Source organism: Undibacterium sp. GW821-FHT11B02 (genome assembly GCF_058808955.1).
On sequence record NZ_JBXASD010000007.1, the window covers coordinates 222,904 to 243,627 of the forward strand.

The 20,724-nt window shown below is 51.0% G+C and carries 20 protein-coding genes; 19 read left to right on the forward strand and 1 reads right to left on the reverse strand.

Annotation, left to right across the window (positions count from 1 at the left end; genetic code table 11):
* Positions 1-14 precede the first annotated feature (14 nt).
* The 15 genes from AC1RVX_RS16740 to AC1RVX_RS16810 all read left to right on the forward strand — a co-directional run bounded on the left by AC1RVX_RS16740 (position 15) and on the right by AC1RVX_RS16810 (position 15,715).
* Positions 15-2,273: a xanthine dehydrogenase family protein molybdopterin-binding subunit gene (locus AC1RVX_RS16740; protein WP_493217732.1), complete on the forward strand. Its 2,259-nt coding sequence runs from the start codon at positions 15-17 to the stop codon at positions 2,271-2,273.
* A 231-nt stretch (positions 2,274-2,504) separates the two neighbouring features.
* Complete coding sequence (gspG, locus tag AC1RVX_RS16745; RefSeq protein WP_493217733.1) at positions 2,505-2,966, forward strand: type II secretion system major pseudopilin GspG; 462 nt, start codon at positions 2,505-2,507, stop codon at positions 2,964-2,966.
* A 9-nt stretch (positions 2,967-2,975) separates the two neighbouring features.
* Positions 2,976-3,440, forward strand: a complete 465-nt coding sequence (gspH, locus tag AC1RVX_RS16750; protein ID WP_493217734.1) for a type II secretion system minor pseudopilin GspH — start codon at positions 2,976-2,978, stop codon at positions 3,438-3,440.
* Between the two features lies 1 nt (position 3,441).
* Positions 3,442-3,819, forward strand: a complete 378-nt coding sequence (gene gspI / locus AC1RVX_RS16755; RefSeq protein WP_493217735.1) for a type II secretion system minor pseudopilin GspI — start codon at positions 3,442-3,444, stop codon at positions 3,817-3,819.
* Positions 3,809-4,480, forward strand: a complete 672-nt coding sequence (locus AC1RVX_RS16760) for a PulJ/GspJ family protein (protein ID WP_493217736.1) — start codon at positions 3,809-3,811, stop codon at positions 4,478-4,480. The genes gspI and AC1RVX_RS16760 overlap by 11 nt, the downstream gene beginning before the upstream one ends.
* On the forward strand, positions 4,477-5,490 hold the full coding sequence (gene gspK / locus AC1RVX_RS16765; protein WP_493217737.1) for a type II secretion system minor pseudopilin GspK: 1,014 nt from the start codon (positions 4,477-4,479) through the stop codon (positions 5,488-5,490). The genes AC1RVX_RS16760 and gspK overlap by 4 nt, the downstream gene beginning before the upstream one ends.
* Before the next feature lie 9 nt (positions 5,491-5,499).
* A complete protein-coding gene (gene gspL / locus AC1RVX_RS16770) occupies positions 5,500-6,759 on the forward strand; it encodes a type II secretion system protein GspL (protein WP_493217738.1) in 1,260 nt (419 codons plus the stop codon).
* Positions 6,759-7,259 (forward strand): type II secretion system protein M, encoded by a 501-nt coding sequence (locus AC1RVX_RS16775; protein ID WP_493217739.1) that lies wholly within the window; start codon positions 6,759-6,761, stop codon positions 7,257-7,259. Before gspL ends, AC1RVX_RS16775 begins: the two co-directional genes overlap by 1 nt.
* 15 nt (positions 7,260-7,274) lie before the next feature.
* On the forward strand, positions 7,275-8,054 hold the full coding sequence (gspN, locus tag AC1RVX_RS16780) for a type II secretion system protein N (protein ID WP_493217740.1): 780 nt from the start codon (positions 7,275-7,277) through the stop codon (positions 8,052-8,054).
* The gene (gene gspD / locus AC1RVX_RS16785) at positions 8,051-10,222 is read left to right on the forward strand and encodes a type II secretion system secretin GspD (RefSeq protein WP_493217741.1); all 2,172 of its coding nucleotides are present in this window, start codon (positions 8,051-8,053) and stop codon (positions 10,220-10,222) included. Before gspN ends, gspD begins: the two co-directional genes overlap by 4 nt.
* 7 nt (positions 10,223-10,229) lie before the next feature.
* Entirely contained in the window at positions 10,230-11,660 is a 1,431-nt protein-coding gene (gene gspE, locus AC1RVX_RS16790) for a type II secretion system ATPase GspE (protein ID WP_493217742.1), read from the forward strand.
* Positions 11,661-11,665: 5 nt separating this feature from the next.
* Positions 11,666-12,886: a type II secretion system inner membrane protein GspF gene (gene gspF, locus AC1RVX_RS16795; protein WP_493217743.1), complete on the forward strand. Its 1,221-nt coding sequence runs from the start codon at positions 11,666-11,668 to the stop codon at positions 12,884-12,886.
* Positions 12,887-12,897: 11 nt separating this feature from the next.
* Positions 12,898-13,530, forward strand: coding sequence for a type II secretion system protein N (locus AC1RVX_RS16800; protein ID WP_493217744.1), 633 nt, complete (start codon positions 12,898-12,900; stop codon positions 13,528-13,530).
* Positions 13,527-14,330 carry a uracil-DNA glycosylase family protein gene (locus AC1RVX_RS16805; protein ID WP_493217745.1) on the forward strand — a complete coding sequence of 268 codons (804 nt, stop codon included), beginning with the start codon at positions 13,527-13,529 and terminating at the stop codon, positions 14,328-14,330. The genes AC1RVX_RS16800 and AC1RVX_RS16805 overlap by 4 nt, the downstream gene beginning before the upstream one ends.
* 128 nt (positions 14,331-14,458) lie before the next feature.
* Positions 14,459-15,715, forward strand: a complete 1,257-nt coding sequence (locus tag AC1RVX_RS16810) for a cyclic di-GMP phosphodiesterase (protein WP_493217746.1) — start codon at positions 14,459-14,461, stop codon at positions 15,713-15,715.
* Positions 15,716-15,829: 114 nt separating this feature from the next.
* Here the strand turns inward: AC1RVX_RS16810 and AC1RVX_RS16815 are convergent, their stop codons facing one another.
* Complete coding sequence (locus AC1RVX_RS16815) at positions 15,830-16,810, reverse strand: NADPH:quinone oxidoreductase family protein (protein ID WP_493217747.1); 981 nt, start codon at positions 16,808-16,810, stop codon at positions 15,830-15,832.
* 106 nt (positions 16,811-16,916) lie between these two features.
* Here AC1RVX_RS16815 and surE point away from each other — a divergent pair, with 106 nt between their 5' ends.
* The 4 genes from surE (at position 16,917) to rpoS (ending at position 20,722) form a co-directional block, all read left to right on the forward strand.
* A complete protein-coding gene (gene surE, locus AC1RVX_RS16820) occupies positions 16,917-17,654 on the forward strand; it encodes a 5'/3'-nucleotidase SurE (protein WP_493217748.1) in 738 nt (245 codons plus the stop codon).
* Positions 17,651-18,520: a protein-L-isoaspartate(D-aspartate) O-methyltransferase gene (locus AC1RVX_RS16825; RefSeq protein WP_493217749.1), complete on the forward strand. Its 870-nt coding sequence runs from the start codon at positions 17,651-17,653 to the stop codon at positions 18,518-18,520. The genes surE and AC1RVX_RS16825 overlap by 4 nt, the downstream gene beginning before the upstream one ends.
* Before the next feature lie 45 nt (positions 18,521-18,565).
* Positions 18,566-19,510, forward strand: a complete 945-nt coding sequence (locus tag AC1RVX_RS16830) for a peptidoglycan DD-metalloendopeptidase family protein (RefSeq protein ID WP_493217750.1) — start codon at positions 18,566-18,568, stop codon at positions 19,508-19,510.
* A gap of 141 nt (positions 19,511-19,651) precedes the next feature.
* Positions 19,652-20,722 carry an RNA polymerase sigma factor RpoS gene (gene rpoS / locus AC1RVX_RS16835; protein ID WP_493217751.1) on the forward strand — a complete coding sequence of 357 codons (1,071 nt, stop codon included), beginning with the start codon at positions 19,652-19,654 and terminating at the stop codon, positions 20,720-20,722.
* The last annotated feature ends 2 nt before the right edge of the window (positions 20,723-20,724 follow it).

Here is a 20,724-nt window from a genome sequence, read left to right on the forward strand (position 1 = left end):
TAACGGAGACCGACATGTCACAACCCAAAAAGAAGTCACGTCGCCGTTTTATTCTCGGTGGTTTGGGGGTAACTGGCGCTTTATTGGTTGGCTGGGGCTTTTTGCCGCCACGCCAACGCATGAACGCCGCTCATGATTTACCGGTACATGATGGTGAGGTAGCGTTAAATGGCTGGATCAGCATAGCGGCTGATGGCAGTGTCAACGTGGCCATGCACAGAAGTGAGATGGGACAGGGCGTGCATACCGCTTTACAGATGCTGGTGGCGGAAGAGCTGGATGTACCTCTGAGTCAGGTAAAACCCATGTACGTGCCGGCAGACAAGATCTACGGTAATCTGGCCGTTATTGCAGACGGGCTGCCTTTTCATCCAGATGATCAGGGCAGCCTGAAGCGTGTCGCCCATTGGATTACGCTGAAATTGGCACGTGAGCTAGGGGTGCAGATGACCGGTGGCTCGTCCAGCGTCAAGGATGCCTGGCTGCCGATGCGGGAAGCCGGAGCCACGGCGCGTGCCATGCTGGTTGCTGCAGCAGCCAAAAAATGGCAGGTAGCCGCTGCCGAATGCAGCACCCTGGACGGTGCTGTCCTGCATGCTTCAGGCAAGCGCGCCACCTATGCGGACCTGGCGGCAGATGCCGTACATAGTCAGCCGGGCGAAGTGCAATTGAAGAACCCCCGGGACTTTAAGCTGATAGGCACGCCGCAACCACGTACCGACGCGCTTGGCAAGACCGACGGCAGTGCCCGTTTCGGCATTGACGCGCGGCCCGACGGTATGCTGTACGCCGCGCTCAGGCAAAGTCCCACCATAGGCGGAAAAGTAAAACAATTTGATGCTGCCAGTGTCATGAACATGCCTGGTGTAATGCATGTCGTGGACTTTTCCATGCCGGACATGGTAGCCGGCGTGGCCGTGGTTGCCAAATCCTACTGGCAAGCGAAACAGGCAATCGCCGCGCTAGCGATAATATGGGAACCGGGCGACAACGCCAAGCTGTCCACAGACAGCATATTCAAGGAATTCGCCAGTCAGTTGGATAAGGAAAGTGGTCACGCTTATTATCAAACCGGTGACGCGACTGAAGCCCTGGCTAGGAAAAACGTGGCGAAAACTGTGGAAGCCGAATACCGCGCTCCTTTCCTTGCACATGCAGCGATGGAGCCAATCAATTGCACGGCTCAGGTGGGCGACAGCAAGGTTGACATCTGGGTATCTACCCAGGTGCCTGGCATTTCAGTTGATCTTGCGGCCAAAGTGTCAAACATCAAATCGGATTACATTAATTTGCATATGGCTTACCTGGGAGGTGGTTTTGGCCGCAGACTGGAAGCCGATATGGTTGCGCAGGCTGTGCGTATTGCCATGGAAACCAGGGGCCTGCCCGTGCAACTGATCTGGAGTCGTGAAGAAGATATCAGTCATGATATGTACCGCCCAGCGGCATTGGCACGCTTCAAGGCAGGCCTGGATAGTACTGGCAAGTTGCTCGCCTATGACAATAAATCAGCATCGGGTGCGATTGCGCATCAGTTTCTCAAGCGTGCTTTCGGCTTTGCCGGTGCCGGACCAGACAAGACAACGGCTGAAGGCGAGTTTGACATGCCGTATGAAATACCGAATCAGCGTATTGCCCATGTCATCGTGCCTAGCGCGGTGCCCATAGGCTTCTGGCGCTCGGTCGGTCATTCGCACAATGCTTTTTTCAAGGAAAGTTTTATCGACGAACTAGCCCATGCTGCCAACCAGGATGGCGCGGCTTTCAGACGGAACTTGCTGGCTCGTCATCCGCGCCATATTGCCGTGCTCGATGCAGCAGTCAGCAAGGCAGGGCAGGCACCAGCGGGCAGGGCACACGGCCTTGCCTTGCATGAATCTTTTGGTACCATCGTTGCCCAGATTGCCGAGATATCGGTACAGGATGGCCAAATCCGGGTGCACCGGGTTGTGTGCGCGCTTGATTGCGGTATTGCTGTCAACCCGAATATCATTGCCCAGCAAATGGAATCTGCCATCGTATTTGGCCTGAGTGCGGCATTGTATGGTGAAATCCTGATCAAGGACGGGCAGGTGGTGCAGACCAATTTTGGCGATTATCCCGTATTGCGCATCAATGAAGCGCCAGAGGTGGAAACGGTGATCATCAAGAGTGCCGGGCCGCCCCAGGGTATAGGTGAGCCTGGCGTGCCACCGATTGCGCCAGCAGTAGCAAATGCCGTATTCAGATTAACTGGCAAGCGTCTGCGTAGTTTGCCCTTAAAACTGAGTTGAAATATACTCGCGGCAGTATCTGGCGTTATGCGTCATTGTACCGATGTAGGCTCAGTGCTGCCAAAATGCTTGTTGAACAGGGTTTTTAAGTGATGCATTATTTTTATGGGCTTTCTGTTACGATTGGATACAGAAAGCAGCCTTAATTCAGGTGTCAGGATTTATACTGCGTGAGCTGTATGCCTGATATGCTCAAGTGGTTTTAAACGTTTTTATTTATTGATTTTTGCTATGTCCAATACATTTGCAGTTTCACGTGTTCGCCCTGCCTTTGCTCGTTCTAGCGGTTTTACGCTGATTGAAATCATGGTGGTAGTAACAATTATTGCCATCCTTGGTGCCTTCATGGTGCCCAAGCTGACAGGTTTTACCCACGAGGCCAGGGTGACTGCAGCCAAGCAGGATATTTCTACTATCATGGGGGCATTGAAAATGTATCGCCTGCATAACCAACGCTATCCAACGACTGAGCAGGGTTTGCAGGCACTGATAGAAAAACCGACAACAGGCCCGGCAGCCAATGCCTGGCAGTCTGGAGGTTATATAGAGAAGCTGCGTAATGATCCATGGGGCAAGCCTTATCAGTATCTGTCACCAGGCATACGTGGCGAAGTGGATGTGTTTTCTCTGGGAGCTGATGGCCAGCCTGGCGGTGCCGGCGACGATGCCGATATCGGCTCCTGGGATTTGTAAGACGCTTACATGACAAACAAGGTCAGGCAGCGTGGTTTTACGCTGCTGGAGTTGCTGGTGGTTCTGGTTATTTTCGGCCTCATTCTGGGGGCCGTGAGTATTAACGCCATGCCGGGCGCACAACAGCGTCTGGAAAATGACGCCAAGCGCATTTCCCTGCTATTGCAATTGGCCCGCGATGAAGCCATTGTACGTAATCTGCCGGTGGCATTTGAAGTTGATCAAACCGGATACCGGTTTTATGTCCGGGAAGACCGTGTCTGGTCGCCGATCAAAGATGAAATGTTGCGCGAGCGTTTTTTTCAATTGGCCCCTGTGCAATTATCCGTTCAGCCGCAATCATCCGACGCTTCTACCATACGCATCATATTTGGACGCGAGCCAGTGGATAAGCCATTTATCCTGACCATCAAATCTGCTGATAAACAAGTCAGTGTACGTGCCGATGGTATTGGCCATTTTTCGGTGGAGTAAGATGCGGTACTCATCCAGTCAATCCGGTTTTACCCTGCTTGAAGTGCTGGTGGCGCTGGTCATTGTCGGTACGGCATTGGGTGCCAGCTTGCGTGCAGTCGGCAGTTTGACACAAAACAGCAATAATCTGCGTGGCTCGATGATGGCGACCTGGTCTGCCGAAAACCGGCTGGCACAAATTCGCCTGGCCCATGAATGGCCAGAATTTGGCGAGCGCACTTTTGCCTGCCCGCAGGGCGACATGCACCTGATGTGTGAAGAACATGTAATTGCCACCCCCAATCCCTCATTCCGTCGTGTTGAGGTGTTTGTATTTGAAGCTGACAAGCCTGAGCATCGCATCATCAAACTGACACAGGTGGTGCCGAATGCGTTGTAGGAGTAGCAGCAAACTGCGCCAACAAACAGGGTTCACGTTAATAGAACTGTTGGTGGCAATCACCATACTGGCGATTATTGCCGTGCTGGGTTGGCGCGGGCTGGACAGCATTGTACGGGCAAGGGCTGGCCTGACTGCAGAAATGGAACAGACGCGCGGCATACAACTGGCCTTCGCCCAGATAGAAAATGACTGCGCCCACTTGGTGGATCCCAATAATTTACCTGGAAGAGAAGTCTTGAGCGCGCTCGGTTCAAGGCTGGTACTGGTACGTACGGTATTTGAAGAGAACCAGCCCAGCCGCCTGCAAGTCGTTGCTTACCGCTTGCGGGAAGGTGTGTTGAGCCGTAGTGAGATGTTGCCTACGCGTGAATTGGCGGTGCTGGATCAAGACTGGCAAAATGCCATGTCTGATGTCGATGTCAATCCTGCTATCGCCTTGCAAAACCAGGTTCTGAGCCTTGATATGCGGACCTGGAAGAACGGTGAAAATGGTTGGCGCATGGGGGGCTCTGAAGCGGAAGGTGCAGCTACCGGACAAGCTGCAATTGGAGCCGGGGCGGTAGCCAAGGCCGGCAAACTGACCGGACTTGAGTTGTCCGTGCAACTGACAGGGCGTGAGCTGCCTGTCACTAAAGTCTTCCTGCTGGGGGCGGTATGAGGTATCTACCTGTCTATTCTGGCAAGCAAACAGGGGTTGCTGTCATTACGGCGTTATTGCTGACGACACTGGCTATCACTATTGTTGCCAGTTTGTTCTGGCAGCAACAAGTGCAGGTCAGGTCTATAGAAAACCAGCGCATGCAGCTGCAAAAAAAATGGATTTTGCGTGGTGCCATCGACTGGGCGAGACTGATTTTACGCGAAGACGGCAAACAATCGGCAAATGTGGATCATCTGGGGGAACCTTGGGCAGTGCCTCTGGCCGATACCCGGCTTGATCAATATGTGGAAAATGCTCGTGCCGAAGGCGAGGATGCCGACGCTACCCTGTCAGGTCAGGTCAGTGATGCCCAAGCCATGTTCAACCTGAATAACCTGGCTACTGACGGTATCGTTGACCCGCGTGAACTGGCAGTATTTTCCCGCCTGTTGACGAATTTGCGTCTGGATCCACAACTGGCTGATCCGGTTGCAGCCATGGTAGCAAAGACCCAGGCAAGGGTCGCAGCTGCGTCAAGTTCCAGTACTGCTGAGTCCGGAACTGGAAAAACCTCTCCAGATGAATCGTTTCCTGAAGTACAATTCTTGCGCTTTACCCAGATTGATGATTTGCTGGCCGTTAGCGGATTTAACCAGGAAATGCTGAATCGCCTGAAAACTGCAGTTACTGTATTACCGCGCAAGACCGCGATTAACGTAAATACGACAACGGCGGAAGTCCTGGCGGCCAGGATCGATGGCCTTAGTGTCAGTGATGCTGCAATGATGATTGCCAGCCGTGACAGGGCATATTTCCTGACACTGGAGGATTTTAAGCGGCGCTTTGATGACAAGACAAAAACGGTAACAGACAAAGACGTGGCGGTCTTCACCAATTTTTTTATTGTGAATGGTAAAGTGAAAATGAATCGCTCGGCACTGGATGTCAGTGCCTTGATAGAGCGGGCAGAAAGTGGTACGTCAACCATGCCCGTAACAACATCGGTGCTTTGGGTACGGGAAAACTGAATAAAAAATATGGCAAGCACACTGTATATTTCTTTGCCGTCAAGGGCGGCGGCACAAAACAGACCTGATTGGGCCGGAGAAACTCTGTCTTTTGCGTTGATGACGGCAGAAGGTCGCCTGCAACAACAAGGGCAGATGACGCTGGCTGACCTTAAGCCTTTAGCCGCAGGCGCAAAGCAAATTGCATTTTTGCTGGCTGCTGCGGATGCAAGTTTGCTGACTGTCAAAGTGCCACCGATGTCGGCAGCCAAACTCAAAACCGCTTTACCAAATTTACTGGAAGAACAACTTGTCAGTGACCCGGCAGATCTGATACTGGTTTCCTCACCGGTTGTGGATGGCGAAATAAGCGTGGCTGTGGCTGATCGCTTGTGGCTGGAAGATGTCGCCAAACGTGTCAAGGATTGGCCATCACGCAAATTGTCCGCTTATCCTGCACAACTGGCGCTTGCCTTTTATCCTGCTGTCGATGGGCAGAGTGGGGTAGCTTGTGCTCTGATAGAAGAAAAAGATAGTGCACTTGAACTTTGTCTGCGCAACGGCGAAAAACACGGCATAGGATTTAGCCTTGATCTGACAGGGAAGGCTGATGCACTGGCCATGTTGGGTCACCTGAGTGAACAGCCCAGAATTGATGTGCATGTCCCTGCTACTGAGCTGGATCTCTACCAGCAACTGGTCAACCAGCTTGGCCAGGAAGAGAACATCAAGCTGTCTGCTATTAGCTGGGTGACGCGGGTAGCTGGTATTAGTCAGACTACACCGGATTTGATGACGGGTATCGCAGCTGAACATATGGCCAGTTTTGACTGGAGCAAGTGGCGCTGGACCCTGCGTCTGGCGGCAGCACTGTTGATCGTGAATTTGATGGCCTTGAATTTTGAATGGTTGAGCAAACGTAAAGAAGCACAGGATATCAGCAAATCCCTGACGCAAACTTATAGAAACAGCTTTCCGAAAGAGACAGCAATTCTCGATCCTTTGATGCAAATGCAACAGAAAGTGAATGTGTCAAAACGTGCAGTCGGACAATTTGCCGCCAATGATTTTGCCGTTATGGCGTCCCAGTTTGCACAGGCATGGGACCGCTTTGGTCCGCCGGGTGGGATCGCTGGTATAGAGTATAAGGAACGCGCCTTGTTTATCCGAGTCAAACCCGGCATGCAGGTACCGTTGGATAAACTGCGTGCAGGGTTGGCAGAGCAGTCACTGGAAATCAACTCTGCCACAGATGGTAGCTTACGTGTCACAGTCGGAGGAAAACGCTGATGTTCTATGCACTCAAGGAACAATTCAATTTCTTCTGGCAAGCACGGGCAGAGCGTGAACGTCGCATGCTGTTGATTTGCATACTGGTGATTACTCTGGCGTTGATCTATGCAGTTTTTCTGGCACCAGCACTGAGTGGACTAAAACAATTGCAAACCAGTATTCCGGTATTAAATCAGCAATTGGCGGAAATGGCAGAACTGAGCAAACAGCAATCACAACTGGCAGCTAGTCTGTCTGAGACGATCTCACCCGTCAGCAAGGAACAGCTTGAGCAGTCACTGACACGGCGCGGCATCAAGCCACAGACCATAGGTGTTAATGACGATATCGTCCGGGTGCAAATTCCTGCTACGGCTTATGCCAATTTGATGGAGTGGCTGGTAGAAGTGCAGAAAGCATCAAGGTTGACGGTGGAAGAGGCGAAACTGGTTTCCTTGCTGGAAAGTGGTCAGGTAAGTGCCACGCTGACACTAAGACAGCAAAGAAGCAGCCAGTAATGGCAGGTAGAACAGATGCCCATTTTTAAACGTTTAAGCTGGATTGTTGCCGCGATAATCAGTGTGCTGGTCACGGTAATGTTGTTTTTGCCTGCCAGCTGGCTGGGGCTGGTAGTGGAAAAACAAAGCCGTGGTCGCCTCAGTCTGGGCGATATTCAGGGAACATTTTGGCAGGGATCAGCCTTTGTCGGTGTCGCAGCGGATGGTCGTGGTTCGGTCACCCCCTTGTTTCCGGGGCGGTTTCAGTGGCATATTTCACCTTTGCTATTGTTGGGGCAGATTAAGCTTGATCTGGAAAATTCAGCCTCACTGAGTGCACCGGTCAGGCTGGCAGGTAATTTCAGCCAGTGGCAACTGAGTCCGGCAGTGTTGTTATTGCCACCGGAACGTTTGGAAGGACTGGGATCGCCCTTAAATACGATAGGGCCAACAGGCATATTGCATTTATCATGGAATGATTTGCTGTTTTCGCGTGCTAATGGGCAGCTCAGTGTGACTGGGCATGTGCAACTGGAAATGGCAGAAATGGCATCTCGCCTGTCGCCCATCAAGCCTTTGGGTAGTTATCAAATGGCGTTTGATTTCCGTGGAACAGAGGCTGATATGCAGTTGTCGACCATGAAAGGGCCGATGATGCTGGAAGGTGCGGGTAAGATGCTGGCAGGACGTTTCCAATTTTCAGGAAAAGCTTGGGCACAGGCAGGGCAAGAGGCTAAATTGGCAAATTTACTGAATTTGCTGGGACAGCGCCGCAATGACGGCGATAAAGATGTAATTGCGTTAGATTTCAAATGAAAACATTTCCATTAAAACACAGGGTAGCCATGACAAGAAATTCGATACGCAAACCTATACAGCAATTGTCTGCAATCACAGGTGTTGCAGTATTGACAGCCGGCTTCCTGTTGACGCCAGCGGGCATGGCGCAAGTCCCAGCAAAAAATACAGCTAATACAGCTGATCTGAATTTTGTTGGTGCCGATATTGAATCTGTCATCAAGGCTATCGGGCACTATACTGGCACCACCTTTATTATTGATCCGCGGGTCAAAGGCCAGATCAATCTGGTGTCTGAGACACCCTTGACCAAGGATCAGGCTTTCAAATTGTTGACATCCACTTTGCGCCTGCAAGGGTATGCAGTGGTGACTGCCGACGGTTATTCCAAAGTAGTGCCTGAGTCGGACGCCAAATTGCAGCCAGGCCCAACCCAGACCATGCATGCAGAAAAAAATGAAGCTGCCAAGGGTGACCAGGTTGCTACCCAGATTTACAAACTTAATTATGAATCTGCTGCAAACGTGGTGACTATCCTGCGTCCGCTGATTTCACCAAATAACACCATCAATGGCAATCCTGGCAATAACACGGTGGTAATTACCGATTATGCCGATAACCTGAAGCGTCTCAACAAGATCATTGCCGCACTGGATGTGCCAGCGTCAGTGGATATGGATATCATTCCAATTAAGAACGCTATCGCCTCAGATGTGGCGACGCTGATTAACAAGATCATGGATTCTGGCGCTGGTGCCGATCCTGCACGTACGGTGTTGATGTCTGACCCACGTTCCAATTCACTATTGTTGCGTGCGTCTTCTGTTGCCAGGGCAAATCAGATTAAATCATTGGTAGAAAAACTGGATCAGCCTAGCACCATGCCGGGTAACGTCCACGTAGTGTATCTGAAAAATGCCGAAGCCGAGAAGCTGGCACAGACCCTGCGGTCCATTGTCACTGGTGATACGTCCAGCTCAAAGTCAAGTTCGACTGTATCGAATTTTGGCAATTCGGCCAATGGCACGAATAGCCCGGTGGCCTCATCCAATTCGAGTACCATCGGTGCCGCCACCACTCCATCATTGCCGACTTCAAGCACGTCTGCCTCATCTGGCAGCGGTGGTGGCGCGGCTGGTTATATCCAGGCAGATACGGCAACCAACACTTTGATTATCACTGCAAGCGAACCTGTGTATCGCAATTTGCGCGTCGTCATTGATCAGCTTGATGCACGTCGCGCCCAGGTTTATGTTGAGGCGCTGATCGTTGAAATTACTGCTGACAAAGCAAATGAACTGGGTGTGCAGTGGATGGGCTTGTCGGGCGATCAAAACAGTAAATACCGTGTAGGTGGTGGTACTTCTTTTTCTACTGCGGGCAACAATCTGCTGACGTTGGCGGCTGGTAATTCAAGCAGTACCGGATCTGTGTTGCCTGGAGCAGGTTTGTCTCTCGGTATCTTCAAGCAGATCAACGGTCAATTGGGATTGGGTGCTTTAGCACATGTATTGCAAACGGATGGCAATGCCAATGTCTTGTCGATTCCTAATATCGTAACGCTGGACAATGAAGAAGCCAATATCGTCGTTGGGAAAAACATACCTCTGATTACAGGACAATTCACTACATCTACGTCCGGTACCGCTGGGGCCAATCCATTCCAGACTATAGAACGCAAGAACGTGGGCTTGAAATTGAAAGTCAGACCGCAAATTTCTGAAGGCGGCACCGTCAAACTGGCAATTTATCAGGAAGTGTCGAGTATTGACGATACAACCAATGTGTCGGGTATTATCACCAAAGAGCGTTCCATTTCTACCAACGTACTGGTGGATGATGGGCAGATCATTGCTCTCGGCGGTTTGATTGAGGATAGCACCACGGATGGCGTGGAAAAAGTGACGGGTCTGGGTGATATACCAATCCTGGGTAACCTGTTCAAATATCAGACCAGCAAACGTGGCAAAACCAATCTGATGGTTTTCTTGCGCCCGACGGTGATACGCAGTGCAGAGCAAAGCAGCAATGTATCCGTCGATCGTTATGATTACATGCGCACGCAATTGGCACCTGGCAAAGAAGGTATGGCTGACGCTTTGTTGCCGAATATAGAAAAAGGAAAATTGCTGTCTACACCTTTGACCATACCGGCAGAATCCGGCAACAACAAGCAAGGGAAATAATTGAACCATGCTTGAGAATCGTTTATTACCTTACGGTTTTGCCCGCGATTTTTCTGTTCTGGCGGTCAGGGACAATGCAGTCGTCAATGGTGCGGTTGAGATACTGGTTTCCAAACTGACGCCCTCTGCAGCGATTGCCGAGGTAGGACGCAGATTTGGCAAGGTAAAACTGGTGGTACTGCCACATCAGGAGTTGTCGGAGGCAATTGCAAAAGCCTATGCCGGTTCTGGAGGCGACGCTGCTGACGTGGTGGGAGAGGTTGAATCCGATCTCGATCTTGCCAAGCTGATGATGGACATGCCTGCAGTCGAGGATTTGCTGGAGTCAGCAGATGATGCACCGGTTATCCGCATGATCAATGCCTTGTTGACGCAAGCCTTGCGCGACGGCGCATCGGATATCCATGTGGAACCATTTGAGCAGATATCCATAGTCCGTTTTCGTGTCGATGGTTCATTGCGGGATGTGGTGCGCCCTAAAAAGGCGATACACGCTTCCCTGATTTCACGTATCAAAATCATGGCACAACTGGATATCGCTGAAAAGCGTTTGCCGCAAGATGGTCGCATTACCCTGCGCATAGGCGGCAAACCGGTTGATGTCCGGGTATCAACCCTGCCCACCGGGCATGGAGAAAGAGCTGTACTGCGCTTGCTGGACAAGGAAGCCGGTCGGCTGGATTTGAGCCATCTGGGCATGAGTGCAGATGTGCTGACCCAGTTTGACAAACTGATTGCGCAACCACATGGCATCGTTCTGGTGACTGGTCCCACAGGGTCAGGCAAGACCACTACCCTGTATGCGGCTTTGTCGCGTGTCAATGCCGGTACCACCAATATCCTGACGGTAGAAGACCCAATTGAATATGAACTGGCAGGTGTTGGTCAGACCCAGGTCAACGCTAAAATTGAGATGACCTTCGCCAAGGCCCTGCGTGCAATTTTGCGCCAGGATCCGGATGTCATCATGATCGGTGAAATCCGTGACCTTGAAACAGCACAGATTGCGGTGCAGGCATCGCTGACTGGCCATCTGGTGCTGGCAACCCTGCATACCAATGATTCTGCTGCGGCAGTTACGCGTTTGCTGGATATGGGCATAGAACCTTTCTTGTTATCGTCATCGTTGCTGGGTGTCGTGGCGCAAAGACTGGTACGTAAGCTGTGCATCCATTGCCGGATTGAAGATCATGGTAGTTGGCGTGCAGTGGGTTGTGAGCATTGCGGCCATACCGGCTATCAGGGCCGGGTTGGCGTGTATGAATTATTGCAGACCACCGAAGCTATACGGGCGCAGATTCATCATCAGGCAGCTGAGGCAGAAATTCGTGTCGCAGCCCAGGCTGATGGCATGAAGACCATGCGCGAAGATGGCGATCGCTGGCTGAAGGCGGGTGTGACAACGCCGGAAGAATTATTGCGTGTGACTAAGGAATAAGTGGTATGCCTGCATTCCGATATGAAGCGGTAGACAAGACCGGCCTGACCAGTAAAGGTGTGGTCAATGCTGACAGTGCCCGGTCTGCCCGCAGTGATTTGCGTGCGCAGGGGCTAGTGCCGGTCGTTGTCGAATCCATAGATCATCAACGGGACGCATCAGGCAAGCGTAAGCGGGCCTTGTTTGGCGACCGCTTGTCAACCGTAGAAAATGCCTTGTTCACGCGTCAGTTGGCAAGCTTGCTGGAAGCAGGCTTGCCGCTGGAGCAATCCTTGTCTGCTTTGCTGGAACAGTCTGAACGGTCTTATGCACGCGACCTGATCGGCTCTATCCGCTCCGAAGTCATGGCCGGTTCTGCTCTGTCGGACGCGCTAAAGCAGCATCCCGACGATTTTGCTGATATCTATTGTGCGTTGGTTGCTTCTGGTGAACAAATAGGTCATTTATCCCGGGTTTTGTCGCGTCTGGCTGACTATATCGAGCGCCGTAATGCTTTGCTGCAAAAGGTCAGACTGGCGTTTACTTATCCAGCCATCGTGACCGTAGTTGCGTTTGCCATCGTGATTTTCCTGCTGACATACGTGGTGCCGCAAATTGTCTCGGTGTTTGCCAATACCAAGCAAAAACTGCCTTTCCTGACCTTGATGATGCTGGCCATTTCGGATTTTGTGCGCGCCTATGGCTGGTTGGTGGCGTTGTTATTGGTAGCAGCATTTTTCCTTTGGCGCATGGCTTTGCGAAATCCAGAATTCAAGATGCGCTGGCATCGCTGGTTATTGACTGCGCCGCTGTACGGTAAATTTGAGCGTAGTCTGAATACGGCAAGATTTGCCAGCACGCTGGCAATTACCACCGGTTCTGGTGTGCCTATCTTGCGTGCTTTACAGACCAGCCGCGAAACTCTTTCCAACGTGGCCATGCGTGCCCAGGTTGAGGATGCGACTGCCAGTGTGCGTGAAGGCGTGGGCCTGGCGCGCGCCTTGTCTGCACACAAACATTTTCCACCCATGCTGATTCATATGATACGTGCTGGCGAGGTGACCGGGGAATTGCCCGCCATGCTGGAACGGGCCTCGAATACACAGGAGCAGGACCTGGAGCGTCGTGCCATGACCATGGCCGGTTTGTTGGAACCAGTGTTGATCTTGACGATGGGTATAGTGGTCTTGTTGATCGTATTGGCCGTCCTGATGCCTATCATAGAAATAAATCAGTTGGTACGCTGATAAGGATAAAAATGAAACGCCTGCCTTTAATAGTTACTTTTCTGGCCTTTGTGGCCCTGTGCATGTCCCTGAGTTTTTGGGGTTTGCGCCTGTTTAAGCCGCAGACAAGAAGTGTCTCCGCAGCGTTCCAACAAGGTAGTTATGAGCCGGGAGCCGGGCAGTGGGGCGGGATTTTCGGTGCCAGCCAGGTCATGCAGGTCAACGCCAGTAATTTTCAATTAAAGGGCGTAGTCCTGGCCAAACGTACGGCAGAAAGCCTTGCCATCATCAGTGCAAATGGCAAGCCAGGCTTATCGGTGGCATTGAACAAAGAAGTCATGCCTGGCGTTACCCTGAAAGAGGTACATGACCAATATGTGGTGATTGTTGATTCCGGAATGGAGCGCCGCATTGATTTACCGCCGGTTCCAGAGGCTAGCCGGATACAGCCCCAGCCCACATTCAATGGCCTGAGCAATCAGACCAATCAAGCCAATATGAATCAGGGGAATACTGTCTCTCCACAGGTAGCACCACCTAATTCTTTCGCGGCGCACAGAAACATGCCTGCACCTGGTGGACCAGTAACACCTGCGGCACCGATGGTGACTCCAGGTTTGCCTACAGCTTCTTTGCCGACAGCCATGCCGGGCAACCCTCAATGAGTCACTGGTCCGAGATTTGTCCGGGTGATGTACGTCTGTCACTGGAACAAGTGCACCCATCCTGGGCTGGAGTTATCGATGCCAGTCTGGCCGCTGTACATCTGGCAGACCCGGACTATTTGCCAGGTTTGAAGTCCAGTGCGTATTTGCCGGAGCAGGGCAGGTTATTTGCCGCTTTTTCCGTACCTATGCACAGCATCCGTTACATTCTCGTGGGTGAAGGCCCTTATCCCCGCGCAGATAGCGCAACCGGTTACTGCTTCATGGATGGTGCCGTCAAAAATTTATGGTCGGATGAAGAAGGGGGCGGTTTGTCGAAAAAAGTGAACCGTGCCACATCGCTGCGCAATTTCATGAAAATGCTGCTGGTCGCATCGGGGGAATTGCAGGTTGACGCGACGACTGGCAACGCTATGGCAGCGATTGCAGAAAAGGCACGGTATCCCAATTCCGATTTCATCCAGACCTTGACAGCCTTGCAAACTAATATGATTGACCAGGGATTTTTGCTGTTGAATGCCAGCCTGGTTTTTCGTGCCGATACTGCACCGGTAAAAGACGCAAAAGCCTGGCGGCCATTCCTGGAAAAAATGTTGTCCTTGTTACTGCAGCAACGACAACAAGAAAATTCTGCAACGCCAGCATTGGTCTTGTGGGGGAAGATTGCTGAACAGTTGCAGCAGATGCCAGTTGTAAACAATTATCCACAAATTAGTGCCGAGCACCCGTATAATCTAAGTTTTATTGCCAATAAGGCAATGCAGGATTTTTTCCGTCCCATGAATTTGCTTTGCAAATAAGTTGCCCAAAGGAAAATTTTTATGAGATGCTGCTCGAAACGCTGGCTTGCAAACCACCTTTGTAGAATAATTGATGACTGATATTGGGTTTTGCCTGGTTGTTTCGGATATTTACTTAGCTCCTGCCTATGTTGAAAAAAATTGGAATTGATCAGCTAAGGATTGGCATGTATGTGCAGGAGTTATGTAGCTCCTGGATAGACACGCCGTTTTGGCAAAAGTCCTTCATGTTGGTTGATCCTGAAGAATTAAAAAAAATTCAGGCTACTCGTATTCGCCAGGCATGGATAGATACCAGCAAGGGGCTGGATGTGCCGTCGGAAACAGACAGTAAGCCTAAAGTAAAATCCTTCCCCACAGCCGAGCCCTTGCCACCTTCAGCACCTGCGGCTCCACCAGGCCCTGCACCACGCCAGGTGGTAGCTGTGTCAATGGATGATGAACTGGGACGTGCTTCCCAGATTGTCAATAAATCCAAGGAGGCTGTGTACACCATGTTCAATGAAGCCCGTATGGGCAAGGCTGTTGATGTTGGTAATGCACAAAACATGGTGGAAGAAATAGCTGATTCCGTCATGCGCAATCCTGGGGCACTGATTGGGCTGGCAAGATTGAAGACCAAGGATGATTACACCTATATGCATTCTGTTGCAGTCTGTGCATTGATGGTGGCCTTGTCAAAACAACTCGGTTTAAATGACGAAGAAACCCGTGAGGCAGGTTTGGCGGGGCTGCTGCATGATATCGGCAAGATGATGGTGTCAGCAGATATACTGAACAAGCCAGGAAAATTGACGGATGCTGAATTTATTTCAGTGAAAGAACACCCTGCTGCTGGTTATAAGATGCTGAAAGAATCTGAGGCCGTCAGTGCGGTTGCACTGGATGTGTGTTTGCATCATCATGAAAAAATGGATGGTTCGGGATACCCAAATCGGTTAAAAGGCGAAGAGATCAGTCTTTATGCACGCATGGGGGCGGTATGTGACGTATATGATGCGATTACATCTAACCGCCCTTACAAGCAGGGTTGGTGTCCAGCTGAATCCCTGCGCAAAATGGCGGAATGGAGTAGCGGTCATTTCGACGAAAAAATCTTTCAGGCTTTTGTAAAGAGCATAGGTATTTTCCCGGTTGGTACTCTGGTTCGTCTGGAGTCTGGCAGGCTGGGGGTAGTGGTAGAGCAGCAGGTGGGTAAATCCTTGCTACTACCGAAAGTCAGGATATTTTTTTCCTTGCGCTCAATGGGTTATATCACCCCTGAATTGATAGACTTGTCCAGACCAGGCATGAACGATAAGATTGCCAGCCGCGAAGACGCTGCTAAATGGGGGCTCAAGGATATTGACCGATATTGGCTGGGTGATGCGGCGGTCAATCGCTAATTGATGGTTGACAGGCCAACTGCACAATCTCATTAACGCAAATGAAAAGGGCTTCGTTCTCCGAAGCCCTTTTGCTTGCCTAAAAGATGGGGCAACACGCCGTGGTTTTCTGATTTACTTTTCAGGCTGTATCACTACTTTGCCAGTAACTTTGCGCGCTGCCAGGTCATTGAGTGCCATGGCGGTATCTTTTAATGCATAGCGACCAGAAATATGCGGTTTTATCTTGCCTTCATGCAACCAGGTCATTAATTCGCGCATGGCTGCCAGATTGGCTTTGGGTTCGCGTCGTGCAAATTCACCCCAGAATACACCGACCAGTGAAGCACCTTTTAGCAGAGTCAGATTCAAAGGTAATTTAGGGATTTCACCGTTGGCGAATCCAATCACCAGGTAGCGTCCGCGCCAGCCGATTGAACGGAACGCGGGTTCTGCATAAACGCCACCAACCGGATCATAAATCACGTCAGGCCCTTTGCCTTCGGTTGCGGCCTTGATGGCTTCCCGCAAATCTTCTTTGCTGTAGTTAATAGTGGAGTCGGCACCATGTTGTTTGCAAATTTCCAGCTTCTCATCGGTCGATGCTGCGGCAATTACGCGCGCCCCTAAAGCTTTGCCGATTTCTATCGCCGCCAGACCAACGCCACCGGCTGCACCCAACACCAGCATTGTTTCACCAGCCTTCAGTTGTGCCCGATCAACAACTGCATGATGAGAAGTGCCATAAGTCAGGGTGATTGCTGCCGCTGTGTCAAAGTCCATGCCTGGTGGCATGGGCATGATGGCGTGCGCCGGAACCGCAACCTGTTGTGCAAATGCACCGTTGCCGATAAAAGCGATGACCTTGTCACCCACCTTGACATTGCTGACACCTTCGCCAACAGCGCGGACCACACCGGACAATTCACTACCGGGTGTGAAGGGCAGCTCAGGTTTGAACTGGTACTTATTCTGTATGATTAATACGTCAGGAAAATTCACCCCTGCTGCCTTGACGTCAATGGCAACCTGACCCTGGCCGGGTACCACATCTGCCAGATCTTCGATGACCAGCGTGTCGGGTAAACCCCAGTTTTTGCAAACAACAGCTTTCATTTTGATGTCTCCAATAAAATAGTACGACCGTTTGATTTTGTGATTATGCCGCAAAAATCTATTCTCTGTAGAAATTTATATTTCAGCATCAGGTAGAATACAAAGCATGAAAATTTTGATCAGTAATGATGATGGTTATTTGGCCCCGGGCATTGTTGCACTGGCGGCAGCGATGTCTGCATTTGCCGAGGTTACCGTAGTGGCGCCTGACAGCAATCGTTCTGGTGCTTCGAATGCATTGACACTGGACCGGCCCTTAAGTGTGCAGCGCGCTGCCAACGGCTTTTACTTTGTAAATGGTACGCCATCTGATTGTGTGCACATAGCCCTGACGGCAATCATGAAGGATAAACCGGACCTGATCGTGTCTGGTATTAACCAGGGGCAGAATATGGGGGATGACACTCTGTATTCAGGTACTGTGGCGGCTGCTACGGAAGGCTTTTTATTCGGCGTTCCGGCCATCGCGTTTTCACAAACCGAAAAAGGCTGGCAACATCTGGATGCTGCTGCTCGTGTGGCGGAAGAGATGGTCAGACGTGGTTTTCCCGAACTCTCCGGTCCATTTTTGCTGAACGTGAATATTCCTAATTTGCCATATCAGGACATTCAGGGAATACGCAAATCGCGGCTAGGCAAACGACATACTTCGGAGCCAGTCATTCACATGCTGGATCCGCATGGCAGAGATATATACTGGATAGGCCCGCCGGGTGCGGCAAGCGATGCCAGTTCTGGTACTGATTTTGATACAACAGCAAGAAACTTTGTCTCGGTAACGCCGTTGCAGATTGATTTGACAAGTACCCGGCAATTGGCACAACTGAATCTGGATTTTGCATGACTACGAAAGACAAGCGGTTTCCCTTACCTTTGTCGTCGGTGGTCAACCAGAAAGACAAAACAGGCGACCACTCACTGAACCGGACAGCAATGCCACAGACGGCCATGCGCAATGCTGCTCATCACCTGAGCGGCAAGGCGTCGCACAAGATGGTGCCCAGTGCAGAACCAAAATTTTCTCAAGGTGGCAGTGACGGCACGGCGGGCTTGTCACCTTCCTTATTGTCTGGCCCTTTGGTATCAGAAGGTGTGCGTCGCGCCATGGTAGCCAGGGTTGCGCAACAGGGAGTGAGAGATACGACGGTACTGGCTGCATTGCAGGCGGTGCCGCGTCATCTGTTCCTTGAATCCGGGATGGCAAGTCAGGCCTATGTGGATGCATCCTTACCTATTGGTTATCATCAGACCATTTCCCAGCCTTATGTTGTTGCCCGTATGTTGGAAATCATGCGTAATGGTACAAATTTGGGACGTGTGTTGGAGATAGGTACGGGCTGTGGCTATCAGGCCGCCGTATTGTCGGTACTGGCGAAGGAAGTGTATTCGATAGAGCGCATCAAGGCATTGCATGAACTGGCAAAAAACAATTTGCGTCCGATGCGGATTGCCAATATACGCCTGCATTATGGTGACGGCATGCTGGGTTTGCCTCAGGAGGCACCGTTTGACGGTATTATACTGGCTGCTGCCGGTATGGAAGTGCCACAAGCACTGTTGCAGCAATTGCGTGTCGGTGGAAGACTGGTTGCCCCGGTAGGTGGCAGGACCCAGGTGCTGCAATTGATAGAGCGGGTTTCGAATTATGAATGGACTCGTGCAGTGATGGAACAATGCCATTTTGTGCCTTTGCATTCTGGTGTAATTTAGGGCGTGTTGTCAGATGGCAGCGAATTTAACTGGTTTAAAAAAGAAATGAAGACAATACAGCAGATATTACAAACAGGTGTCGTGATTACCGTATTGGCAGGATTAAGTGCTTGTACAACCAATTTACCCAATCGCGCGCCTGTGGTGGAGCGTGGTGTCGAGCAGAAACCAAATGACACGCCTCCGGTCGAGGTTGCAGCCAAACCGCCTGTCAAGGCACCTGATAATACCCGTGGCACCTATGTCGTCAAACGTGGTGATGGCTTGTACCGTATCGCACTGGATCATGGACAAAGCTATGCCGATCTGGTCGCATGGAATGATTTGAAAAATCCGAATGACATCAAGGTTGGGCAAGTGTTGCGTGTGGCACCGCCAGACGGTACGGCAACAGCACAAACGTCCGGCATTGCCAATTCTTCGGTTGAAGTAAAACCACTGACGAATCCGGCTACCAACAAGAGTGGTCCGCGCGGTGACAAGCGTCCGTATTCCGAAAGCAATGTGGCCGAATTGCAGAAAACAGATGCGATAGTCGTTGCCGCTGTGCCCCCCACTCCTGCTGTCAAACCTGATGTGACTGTGCCAGCCAAGGCAGCGGAGCCCATTGCGCCAGAATCCGATTCCGTGGAATGGATGTGGCCAGCCGAAGGTAAGGTCGTGGCAAACTATGACGATGCAAAAAATAAAGGTCTGGATATTGCCGGTAAGATGGGGCAGGATATTCTGGCAGCAGGCGCAGGTAAAGTGATGTATGCGGGTAGTGGTATACGTGGATATGGTAATCTCGTAATTATTAAGCACAACAGCAATCTGTTGTCTGCGTATGCACACAACAAGGCGATCCTGGTGAAAGAAGGGCAAGCCATCGCCAAGGGGCAGAAAATAGCTGAAATGGGCAATTCAGACAGTGAAACGGTGAAGTTGCACTTTGAAATACGTTTGCAGGGTAAGCCTCTGGACCCGACAAAATACTTGCCCGGACGTTAAGCTGATATATGTAAGGCAGTTGATAAGCGCTGTAAGATGTCTCCGGGAGTCCCTGACTATTGAGGGTAAGGGAGATTCCTTAAAAAAATAAATACCCAGGCAGAATGAATTTACCGGATACGTGAATTAATACAGATCATCATGCATAACAACTTAAGTACCTACAAGCTGGGAAACCCTGCTGCAAGTGAAGACCCGGATGTTGCTGCCGAAGCAGCAGAGGCCGAGGTAGAGGCTCGCTTACAGGGAGAGGTCGCTGAAATAGTAGATGATGCTGGCGAAATTTCCCGCGAAGGCCAGGATGAGCAAGGAGATGATCCAGCCACCTTGATAGTGGCGCCCATTGATGAATTGAAAACGGTGCTGGCGGCAGAACTATCTACCGATACCACTCAATATTATCTGAACCAGATTGGTACGCGTCCCCTGTTTGCGTCTTCTGAAGAGTTGCATTATGCAACGCTGGCGAAGCAGGGGGATTTTGAGGCCAGGCAAAAGATGATAGAGCACAATCTTCGCCTGGTTGTATCGATTGCCAAGCATTATATTAACCGCGGCGTGGCTTTGCTTGACATGATAGAAGAGGGCAACCTTGGACTCATGCACGCGATTGACAAGTTTGAGCCTGAGCGTGGTTTTCGTTTTTCCACCTATGCGACCTGGTGGATACGGCAAAGTATAGAGCGTGCCATCATGAACCAGGCCAGGACAATACGCCTGCCGGTGCACATGGTGCGGGAGCTGAATCAGATATTGCGGGCCAAATATCACCTTGAATCACAAAGAAGGGATGGCCGCGATGCCGCGCTGGAAGACATTGCATTGCTGGTTGACAGACCTGTAGATGAGGTGCAAGACATTCTTGCCTTGTCTGAACATGCAACATCGCTGGATACTCCCTTGGATAATGATCCTCAGTCGAGTCTGATGGATATGTTGCCCGGCGATAGTGATGATGCACCGGATATTCGTGCCGAGCAGCATGAAATGACGATTCTGGTCAGGGATTGGCTGTCAAAATTGCCAGACAAGCAGCGCATAGTCATTGTGCGGCGTTTTGGCCTTGATAATGACGATCCGGCAACTCTGGAAACCCTGGCCGATGAAATGGGTATTACCCGTGAGCGTGTGCGCCAGATTCAGCAAGAGGCCCTGATCAAGTTGAAGCGTTCTTTTGCCTCGCGTGGTGTAGGGCGTGATTCGGTGCTGTAACC